Genomic DNA, 10,339 nt, shown 5'->3' with positions numbered 1-10,339 from the left:
TCTTGCAAATCCGACTACGTCAAATCGCTAAAACCGCCCGGCAAATCAAGGGCGTTCGGAGTTTTTAACAGGGGACTAAATCTTCTCTGTGTCTCTGCGCCTCTGTGGTTAACGCCAACAAAAATATTTCACTGCTATTCTTATCTCTTTTTATCTCCCTTGCATCCCCGTATCTCCTTTTCATGCCGGCACCGTTTTTCATGCAATAATTAATAGATACCCAATCGGTATGACAGGTTATCTTTAATCCGAAAATACGGTTTTCAGCAGCAACCTCCCCCGCCCCCTCCTTGGTAAGGAGGGGAAAAATGGTTGTCCTTCTTGGCAAAGAGAGGAAAGCGGATGGCGCGAGATAGAAAAAATTCCTCCCCTTACGAAGGGGAGGTCAGGAGGGGTTTGCGGCGCAAACGTCGCTCAAGGAATCAGCGCCTCGAAGGCGGCGGCGGCCTGCGGCCAGTCCCAGCGGCGCTGTTTGTCCAAGGCGGCGGCGTGTTGTTTACGCCATAGATCGTCATCCGAAAGCAGCCTGACCGCCGCTTCGGCGAAGGCCTCGTCGCCGTCGGCGATGAACCCTGTTTCGCCGTCGATGACCCGCTCCGCGACGCTTCCCAGATTCTGCACGACCGCCGGCGTTCCCATGGCCTGGGCCTCGCCCACCGCCAGGCAGAAGGTCTCGTTGACGTCGCCACGGTAAAGCATCACCCTGGCGGCGCGCAGTTCTTCGGCCAGTTGCCTCTTGGCGACGGGACCGCGCAGGACGACGCCCCGTTCGGACATTGAGCGGGCGCGGTCAAGAACCGCCTCCATTTCGCGCCGCTTGGCGTCCCCCACCTGTCCGTAGGTGGCGGCGCCGGAAAAGATATGCAGTTCGGCTTGCGGCATGCGGGGGTGGATGGCGTCGTCCCACAGCTCCAGCAACCAGTCCAGCGAACGCAACGGATTGGAGGTAAACACCGCTCTCGGCGGCGGCGGATCGGTCGCCGTTTCGGCGTCAAGAAAGATGTCGGGAATGCCGTAGGGAATCACCACCCTGCCGCCGTCGGGCGCCCAACGCGGATAGGTGGCGGCGTGATACTCGCCGATAAAAATGATGGCCGGGCGGATGCGCCACAGCTTTGACAGATAGCGCCATTTCAACAGATATTGCGCCGGGTTATGGATCCAGAAAACGGTGCGTCGCGCTCCCGGCATCAGGGGGATCAGCTTGTCGCCCCGGTTGGCGATGTAAAGGTCGGCGCTCGGCGGAAGGCCGTCGGCGATGGGAGACCAGCGGACGCCGTTATGGGTCATGGCGGATTCGCATTTGTTGCACACCGTCACTTCGTGGCCGCGCTTCGCCAGTTCATCGAAAAGGAATACCACCGAGGATTCAACGCCGCCCAGCGGCTTGCTTTCCATGGTCCTGCCGTCAAAGCTGATGCCGTCGTCGGCCAGCACGATGCGCGACACTAATCTTTCTCCAGCTTGGCCTTGAGGTGAGACAGCAGAGGGTAAAGCCCGGCGCAAAGAGCGATCAGCAGGCCGTAGCCGCCCTCGCGGTAGCCCTTGCGCATCACATAGCACTTGAAGAAGCGCGAAAACAGCCGCCGGATATTGTCGGCCAGGGAGCCGATCTCGCCCGCATCCCTGAGGTCTTTGGCGCGCGCCGATGAATAGTTGTCCAGGCGCCTGATCATGTCCGAGATATTGCGATCCACCAGATGGTCAAGCCGGCTTTTCAGCATCGCTCCCTTCTGTCCCGACCATTGCAGCCTGGGGTGGACCCGCTGGTCGCCCCATATCTTGGACCCCTTGCGGAACAGTCCCGGATAGGCGGCCTTGCCGAAGGAGCATCCCCAGCCCCAGCGCACCAGTTTGCCGCCGATGTAGTTGTCCACCAAAATCTCATGCCGATCATAGGGAGATGTTTCGACGGTATAGCGGATTTCTTCGGCCAGGGCTTCGGGAACCCGTTCGTCGGCGTCGATCTCGAATATCCATCGGCCCCGGCAGGCCTCGATGGCGGCGTTGCGGCGCTTGCCTTCGGTGTCCCACGAGCCTTTGACGATGCGGTCGGTGAAGCGCCCGGCGATGTCTTCGGAGCCGTCGATGCATTTATCCAGCAGCACCACAATCTCGTCGGCGAAGGTCAGGCGCTCCAGGCATTTTGCCAGTTGAGCCTCCTCGTTGCGGACGGAGATCACCGCCGAAAGCTTGATGTCCGCGCTCATGACAGGCCTTTTCCTGCTTCAACGGCCCGTTTCCACAGGTTTCGGGCGGCTTCTTCCGCCGTATCCACCGACAGGCTGTCCATCAGGGTGTCGGTGTTGCGGTGATCAAATTCAGGGGGAAAAATTTTCTCGAAGGGAACGCTGGTTTGGGCCGCGTCGCACAGCGGTCCCCACGGAGCGTAATGTTTCGCCATGCTGGGACCGAAAAGGCCGAGGGTGGGAATGCCGGAAGCCGCCGCCAGATGCATCAGTCCCGAGTCGTTGCCGACGTAGAAGGCGCACCGCTTCAGGCAGGCGAAGGCGTCCAGCAGGTCCAGCTTGCCTACCAGATCGATGCGTCGTTGTTCGGGGATGGCGTCAATCAGGCCGAGGGCCATCGGCCGTTCGTCATCGCGTCCGAGTACGGCGACGCGGGCGCCGGGAAGGATGCCGTCGGCGGCGCACAGGCGTTCGATCAGTTCGGCGAAGCGTCCGACCGACCATGTCTTGGCCCGCCAGTTAGCGGTCGGTCCCACCGCCAGCACCGGCGTTCCGTCGGGAATATGGCGTTGCGCCGCCTCGACATGTTTGCCGTTGATCCATAGTCGCGGCGCCGGAGGAGCGTCGGCCAGGCCGATCACTTCGGCCAACTGGCGGATGCGGTGAATGCCGTCGCGGCTTTTCCCCATGCGCCGACGCTTGCCCGCCGCCAGCATGTAGTACATGGGGGAGTTTCTGAGATCGACCAGGATGTCCCAGTAGCGTCCGATGCAAGCCGCCAACAGCATCGGCCAGTGCATGGAGAACGCCATCTTGTTCAGCACGATAATGCGCTCCAGGTTGGGCGTCGTTTCAAACAGATTCGCCGCCGCCGGCCCGCAGGCGACGGTGATGCGGGCGTCCGGGTTCTCGCCGATCAGGTGATCGAGCAGACCGGTCGACAAGATGGCGTCGCCGACGCGCGTTGAAGAAATAAACAAAATCCGCTTGGTCACGGAGCCTCCTTAGAGCATAGGCCTTAATCATTGATCCATGACCCCCTCTAACTCCCCCTTTAAAGCAAGGGGGAGAATTTTTCCACTTTTTTCCCCTCCTTGCCAAGGAGTCCGCCCATTTTTACCCCTCCTTGCCAAGGAGGGGCCGGATGATCGGATCGGCGCGTCAGGACGGATTGAATGTTGCCTGCGGCGGACATATCATGCGTTGATGATTGAAACCGGAAAATTTCCTCCCCTTGAACCAGGATTCATGATGGCGACGGCGGCCTTTGTCGCCATGGTTCATATTGCGTGGTATCTGGGGTTTGATTGGCTGGTGGTCAACGGCGACATGGCCGACGGCGACAGTTTTGCGCGGCTGGTGCGCGTTACCCTGCTTTACGAGAGCGGAGAGTGGTTCAATTCCGTTATTCCGCGCTCCAACGCTCCCTTCGGCGACACCCTGCACTGGACGCGCCTGTTCGATGTTATCCTGTTGTCGCTTGCCGTGCCGATGACGCCGTTTCTCGGCTTCGCCAAGGCGCTCTATTATGCCGGCGCCGTTGTCAGTCCGTTGCTGCATGTGTTGACGGCGTTGGCGCTGGCGTGGGCGGCGTCTCCGCTTATCGGTCGCGCCGGGGCCTATGTCGCCGGAGCGCTGACCGCCACCAGCTTCGGGGTGCTGGGATACGCCATCGCCGGCCACGCCGACCATCACCTGTTGTTCGCCTTGATCACGGTTCTGGCCTTCGGCTTTCTGGCGCGTGCTCTTTCGGGTCGGGACGGGTGCGCCATGGCGGCGGGCGCCGTGGTCGCCGTCGGGGTGTGGTCAGGAACCGAAGCATTTGTCTTTCTCGGCCTGTGCCTGTCGATTACGGGCCTGATGTGGGTGGCGGGGGAGAAAGAGGCGGCGCGGTTGAACTTTTATCTGGTCTTCGGTCTGGCGGCGGGGCTGACGCTGGCGCTGTTGGTTGAGCGCGGGCCAAGCCACTACATTGATGTTGAATTCGACCGGGTTTCGATTGTTCACCTGAGCATGGCGGCGCTGTTGCTGGCGTTCTGGGGCGCCGTCCTGGCCGTCGGCGCTCATTGGGAAAGAACGGGCATTGCCGGACGCCTTGTTGTCGGCATGGGGGGCGCCGCCGCCGTCTTCGCCGCGTTATGGCTGATTTTCCCCGATGTCCTGAAAGGCCCCATGGCCGATGTCGATCCGGAGCTTCTTCCCGTTTTCGAGGGCATTGCCGAGTATTCCCCCATTGCCGACACCGCTCATTTCCTGATTTACGTCGGCGGCGTTTTGATTGCCCTGCCCTGGACCCTTTGGCGCATCCGCGAGGAATGGTCGGGCAAGGAGCGCTGGGTCTGGTTGTTTATCGCTCTCGCCGTCGCCGTCTTCGCGGTGTTTGCCGTCAACTGGGTGCGCTGGTCCATGTATTTGGGGATTTTCAGCATCGTCGCCATGACCGATTTACTGTTTCGCATCGACGGCGTTCTGTCGGCGCGTCTTCGAGGAGCGCCGCGCATCCTCGCCAAGGCGGGCGCCGTGCTGTTGCTGGTGATGGGGCCATGTCTCGCCGGCGTCGCCCTGCTTGATGACAAGAAGACGAAGGTCAAAGGAGAATTCAAGCGCGAATGTGACCTCAAGACGGTAGCGGCGTTTCTTAATCAGCCCCGCTGGGCTGATCGTCCCTACACCATCGTCACTTCGGTGAATTTCGGCAACGAATTGATGTACAGGACCAAGCATTTGGTGCTTTCGACGCTGTTGCACAGGAATTCTTCCGGCATTCTCGACACTACCAGGCTGCTGGGAAGCGTGGACGAGCAGGAGCTTACAAGGTTGGTGCGCAAGCGCCGCGCCGACCTCATTTTAATATGCCTCGTTCCCGGCAGCTTCAAATATTTCACCGAAAAAGAGGATCAAAGGGTGCTGGTCAAGCGCCTGCTGCGCGGCGACTTTCCCTCCTGGATCGACGAGGTTCAACTGCCCCCGGAAATGAAGGACGAGTTCCGCCTGTTCCGGATACAGGCGCCGTAACGTCCATGGCCGACAAAAGAACCCTGCTGTTTGATCTGACCGTTCCGCCGGTGATGCTGCTGGTTCCGTTTGTCGCCTTCGTTCGCTTTCACAGTTACGATCTGTCCAGGCCGGAGCTTATTCTCAGCGGCCTGTTGCTGGCGTGTATGGGGCCGGCGTTCAGCGGATTGATTCTCCTTCGTCCGCATTCCTTGCGCCCCGCCCTTCTGGCCGTTTTGCTTCTGTTGTTCGCCGATTTGCAGTTTCGTCCGGGCAACCAGAAAACCGCGAGCTTTTTCTCAAGCCTCGCCGGTGAAACTTTATCTCCGCTGTTGTTGGCGACAGCGGTTGTCGCCGGCCTGATCATTTGTTTTATGGCGACGTGGCTTCTGCGCCGGCATCTCGGGTTCATTTTTCTCACCACTTTCGGCGTGATGCTGATCGGCGCTCTGATATTGCCGGTCGAGGCAAAGGTTCACGGCGAGCTTCCCATCAAAGAAACCGCCGAGCCGGGAAATAACAAGGGCGTAATCCTTCACCTCATTCTCGACGAGCATATCGGCATCGAAGGCATCCCCGTTGATATTCCGGGCGGCGCCGAATTAAAGAGGGAGTTGATAAAGTTTTACGATGAATTCGGCTTCAGGCTGTACGGGCGCGTGTTCAGCGAATACTCACAGACTGATGATTCCCTTTCCAGCATGCTGGGCGAAAAGAAAGCAGGCGCGGTGGGGGAGAATCTCAGCGGCATTGATCTTCGGTCTAATGTCCGGTTCGATAAATTGTCCGGCGACGGATATAAAATCAGGGTTTATCAGACTGATCTGCTTAATTTCTGCGCCCACCGTAGCGTGGACTATTGCTTCGTTTATCCTGTCAACAGCGTCGGCTCGCTGATGGACGCCGACCTTGCCGCAAGCGCCAAGGCAAGGGTTATCCTCGGCCTCTTTTTCTCCGAGTCGCTGACCTACAACTTCATTTCAATACTACGTCAGAGGGCGGATCGCGCCCTCGGCGGAAGCCTGCTCTCCTGGGAAGTGGCGGAACCGACCATCAATCCCCTTCCGTCCATTAAAATCATCGACCGGGTGATGACTGACCTTCGCCGTCAGGAACGGGGCGCGGCCTATCTGGCGCATATTCTATTGCCGCATTACAGCTATATCTTCGATCAGGAATGCCGCATACGCGCCGATGTCGCGGAGTGGCTGAAAAGCACAAAGTCTCTGTTCGGCAATACGCCGCAATCCCGAAATCAGCGCTACCGCCTTTATTTCGATCAGGTGCGTTGCACCTATAAAAAACTGGACGCCTTGTTTAACGACATGCGTGAAAACAAAACATTCGGCGAGGCGACTATTATCATTCATGGCGATCACGGTTCGCGCATCGCCCTGACGGAGCCACGCGCCGCCGCCGATGACAGCGTCTCGGATGCAGACCTTGTCGATACATTCTCGACCTTGTTTGCCGTCAAGATGCCCGGCGCAGCCGAGGGTTATGAGGAGCGGACGATCTCGCTTCAGGATATCTTCGCCGAGTTGATGCTGGAGCAGCCGACCACGGGCGCCGGCAACCATATTTCCATTACCCCCATGCCCCGGAAAAAGGGCGATCCGTTTACCCGCAAACCCTTCAATCCTTCTTTATGGCCAGGGCGATGATCTGCCAACCCCAGGGGGCATCAGGCAGGCTCAACGGCAGTAATCGGTTAAATAAAGCCATGACTACGCGGGCCGTCAAGCCGGGTTTGCCGTCGGCGTCGGCGATCAGACGCTTGCCGCGCAGCAGAACCGCCAGCCGATACAAGTTGAAGACAGGGAAGCCGGCGGCGGCGACTCCGATCACATTGAAACCGGCATCCTCCAGCACCTGCTTGAGTTCCGCCTTGGTGAAATGGCGGCGGTGGCCCAGGTGACGGTCAAAGGCTGATACAGGACCGTCGGGGACGGTCACGACCAGGGCGCACCCCGGCTCCATCATGGCGGCGGCGTTGGTTAGCAGCCGGGTCGGGTCGTCAACATGTTCCAGCACTTCGGAACAGACGGCGTGGGTCGCCCATCCGGCCAACTCTCCGGGTTCCGGTTGCGGGCCGGTCAAATCACTATGGACCAGCGTGACGCCGGGCAGTTTCCTTTGCGTTTCCTCAAGGCCGTCGCGGCTGATATCGACGCCGGCCATGGTCGTCGTCGGATAACGCCGTCTCAGTTCAGCCAGCAGATCGCCGGAACCGCAGCCGATGTCGAGGACATGCGCCTGCGTCTCGATACCGACGTCTTCCAATATCCTGAAAATCAGGCGGCGGCGAAAGGCTTGCGCCGGATTGGCTTTGGCCGAATCGGCGTAGCGCCGCCAGTGATTGTCCCACGGCTCGGCATTGGTTGACGGCGCGGCGCACTCGGCGAAGGTGTTAAGTCCGAACTTGTGCCTGAAGCAGCGGATATGGGCGGGGTCGAACCCGGCCTCGATCAGCAGGGGCAGAAGGTCGTCGGGATCGTAATAGGTTTTGTGGTCATCCATTTCCTCGACCGGGCTGAGGCCGAGGCGATAGGCGGCGAATTCCAGGTAGAACTTGCCCTTCCATGACGGCGCGTTGATCAGGCATATGCCGCCGGGGGCGGTTATGCGGCGTATCTCTTTAAGGGTATCGACCGGGTTCCACAGGTGTTCGATCACCGAATTGCTGATCACCACGTCCAGCGATGCGTCGGCGATCCCGGCCAGCGCCTTCGGCAAACGCCCTTCAATGGCGGTGATCTTGGGGTGGGCCTTTAACTCGGGGGAAATGCTGATGTCGGTTATGGTCAGGCTCTCGGCATCGTTCAGAAACAGGCGGCTGACGCCGGCATGATAGCCGCAGCCGATGTCGCCGATCCTCGCTCCCGGATATCGTTTAATCGTCAGGCGGATGCGTCGCGCCGAGAGCCAATGGCCGAACTTGTCGACAAAGGTCGGCGGGCGCTCTTCGCCATATGATTGTTGACGCGGGTCAGGAGCGGCCATCGGTCGGCATGGAGGCGGCGATAGCGTGCAGCAACAGGGTTGAAACGAAGGTCAAAAATGACATCACGACGGCCAGCAACCCGGCCACCGCCATATGGTTGGCGGTGAGCAGTTCCGCCGTGACCGTAAAGTCCGCCTTGACGTAGGCGTCAAGAAAGCCGTAGGCGAGGCCCAGCCCCAACAGCATCAGGACGGCGCTGCCGGCGATTGTCGGCGTATAGGCGAACACCTTCAGCCGGCGTCGGGCGGTGTCGCCGCTGGGGTCATAGAGGGACTGGGCCATGCAGCCGAGGAACACGCTTTGCAGGCCGACGATGGATAATGTCGATCCCAGCATCATGGTGTTCAGCGAGAAAGTGACGCCGCCTATGGTTATGGGTCCGCCGGCCAGGGCCAGAGTGATAAGCAGGCCGACGGCGAGCAACAAGGCGCCCGGCTTCATGACAAAAAAGTCGGCGCCGTAGACCAGCATGGTGCGCAGGTTGATCCATCCGGCGTACCACGACGAGAACCAGCCCGCTCGTTTATGGTGGCTTTGGCGACCTTCGATGTCCTTGTAGAACTTCACCGGCACTTCCACCGTCTTCAGGTTCATGCGCACCGATTTGACGATCATCTCCGAAGCGTATTCCCATGATCGCGACCTCAGATTCATCCGTTTCAGGGCGTCCAGGGTCAGTCCGCGCATGCCGCAGTGAATGTCGGAGAACTCGGAGCCGTAAATGAAGTTGAGAATGAAGTTGGTCAGCGGGGTGCCGAAATAGCGGTGCAGCGGCGGCATGGCGTCGGTCTCGATAGAGCCGGCGAAGCGCGATCCGATGACGAATTCATAGCCCTCGCGGAAGAAGGCGAGGAAGGGCAGGATTTCACGAAAGTCGTATGTGCAGTCGGCGTCGCCGCAGATCACATACTTGCCGCGAATGATCGGAACGGCGTCCCGATAGGCCTGTCCCAGTCCGCGCCCGGGAGTCTTGAGAACCCGCGCCCCTTTGGCCAGGGCGATTTCGCCGGTATTGTCGGTTGAGCTGTCGATGATCAGAATTTCGGCGCTGACGCCGGCTTTTTCTATGCCTTCGCGGCACCAGTCCATGAAACGCGAGATTACTTTTCCCTCGTTCATCGCCGGGATAACGATGGAAATCTCGGGATTGGCAACGTCGTTATCGGGCAGAAGCAGGATCGCCTGATCATTATGCTTGGAGGGCAAACTCATGCTTTTTTACTGCCCCTCTTCCTCGGCGTTGATAGCGCCCTCGAAGAAAAGGTAGGCATCGACGCCGCCCAGCACAACCCCGTCGAATCCTTGCGTGACGATGCCGGAGATCAAGGACTGGGCGTCTCCGGTAATGACTTTCTGCCACTCCGGTTGCCAGTATTGAACATAATAATTATCGGGATCGTCGCGGTGCGGGGCGTTGATCCACAACGGCGATCCCTCCCGCCAGTGAGGCTTCCAGTAGTAGCGGTAGCTGGCCGCCGAGCCGATGTCTACATGGGCGAGGACCAGCCGCCGTCCTCCCACTTTTTTGAACTTGAGAGTCTCCACGGCTTTTTTGCTTAAAGGGGCGCGGCCATGGAAAATATCGGTGATGACCACGTCATAATTGGTGTCGTGTATCTTCATGGCGAATTCATCCACCCGGCCGAAAGCCGATGAATCCCCGATGACGAGAAAATTCATGGCGTCCCGCAAAGACAGGATGCTGGTAGGATTCTCGTTTACCGGACGTTTAGGGTAAGGAGGAAGGCTGTTGATATCCTCTATTCGTTGATGGGCGGCAAACGGAATGTAGCCCTTGGCGGAATTCAGGCTATAGGATTGATCCGCCGTTTCCGCCTTCCCGGCGTAGTCAACCACCAATACCTTGAGGCCGTTTTCCTTGGCCTGATCGGTCAGCGCAAGCAACGCCGTCTGCTTGTCCTTGTTGACGGGAGCGCCCATGCCGAAAAACAGCGCTTCCTGCAGAACGCCGTCGATGGAGTGCATGTAGGCGTAGGCCGGAGACGATTTTTCCGGGTCCGCCACATCCTGCTTGACCAGCAGTTCAGGGCCGTTTTGCGGGATCACCACGAAGGCGGGGCGCAGGCTTCGCGCATAGTTGCTGATGTTCTGCACGAATTTACGCATCTGTTCGCGGTAGTCGAGAATGTCG

Annotated in this window: 7 protein-coding genes and 1 pseudogene (1 of these 8 cut by a window edge); 2 read left to right on the top strand and 6 right to left on the bottom strand. The window is 59.3% G+C overall.

The features are described 5' to 3' along the window. Positions 1 to 414 precede the first annotated feature (414 nt). The 3 genes from A3H92_08055 to A3H92_08045 are packed head-to-tail and all read right to left on the bottom strand — an operon-like array spanning position 415 to position 3,184. Positions 415 to 1,449, bottom strand: coding sequence for a hypothetical protein (locus tag A3H92_08055; GenBank protein OHC75984.1), 1,035 nt, complete (start codon positions 1,447 to 1,449; stop codon positions 415 to 417). Then, complete coding sequence (locus A3H92_08050) at positions 1,449 to 2,210, bottom strand: glycosyl transferase (GenBank protein ID OHC75983.1); 762 nt, start codon at positions 2,208 to 2,210, stop codon at positions 1,449 to 1,451. Before A3H92_08050 ends, A3H92_08055 begins: the two co-directional genes overlap by 1 nt. After that, positions 2,207 to 3,184 (bottom strand): glycosyl transferase, encoded by a 978-nt coding sequence (locus A3H92_08045; GenBank protein OHC75982.1) that lies wholly within the window; start codon positions 3,182 to 3,184, stop codon positions 2,207 to 2,209. Before A3H92_08045 ends, A3H92_08050 begins: the two co-directional genes overlap by 4 nt. Before the next feature lie 211 nt (positions 3,185 to 3,395). On the opposite strand from A3H92_08045, the gene A3H92_08040 reads away from it, so the two are divergent. Continuing rightward, on the top strand, positions 3,396 to 5,204 hold the full coding sequence (locus tag A3H92_08040; GenBank protein ID OHC75981.1) for a hypothetical protein: 1,809 nt from the start codon (positions 3,396 to 3,398) through the stop codon (positions 5,202 to 5,204). A 5-nt stretch (positions 5,205 to 5,209) separates the two neighbouring features. Beyond that, the gene (locus tag A3H92_08035) at positions 5,210 to 6,847 is read left to right on the top strand and encodes a hypothetical protein (GenBank protein ID OHC75980.1); all 1,638 of its coding nucleotides are present in this window, start codon (positions 5,210 to 5,212) and stop codon (positions 6,845 to 6,847) included. Here the strand turns inward: A3H92_08035 and A3H92_08030 are convergent. The 3 genes and pseudogenes from A3H92_08030 to A3H92_08020 form a co-directional block, all read right to left on the bottom strand. Then, positions 6,819 to 8,186, bottom strand: coding sequence for a hypothetical protein (locus A3H92_08030; GenBank protein OHC75979.1), 1,368 nt, complete (start codon positions 8,184 to 8,186; stop codon positions 6,819 to 6,821). The genes A3H92_08035 and A3H92_08030 overlap by 29 nt on opposite strands. Beyond that, positions 8,173 to 9,399, bottom strand: a complete 1,227-nt coding sequence (locus tag A3H92_08025) for a glycosyl transferase family 2 (GenBank protein OHC75978.1) — start codon at positions 9,397 to 9,399, stop codon at positions 8,173 to 8,175. The genes A3H92_08030 and A3H92_08025 overlap by 14 nt, the downstream gene beginning before the upstream one ends. Positions 9,400 to 9,405: 6 nt before the next feature. Further along, positions 9,406 to 10,339, bottom strand: a pseudogene (locus A3H92_08020) (hypothetical protein) (it continues 179 nt past the right edge of the window).

Source organism: Rhodospirillales bacterium RIFCSPLOWO2_02_FULL_58_16 (assembly GCA_001830425.1).
Classification (GTDB): Bacteria; Pseudomonadota; Alphaproteobacteria; order Rhodospirillales; family 2-02-FULL-58-16; genus 2-02-FULL-58-16.
This window is presented reverse-complemented; position numbering and strand designations above follow the sequence as displayed.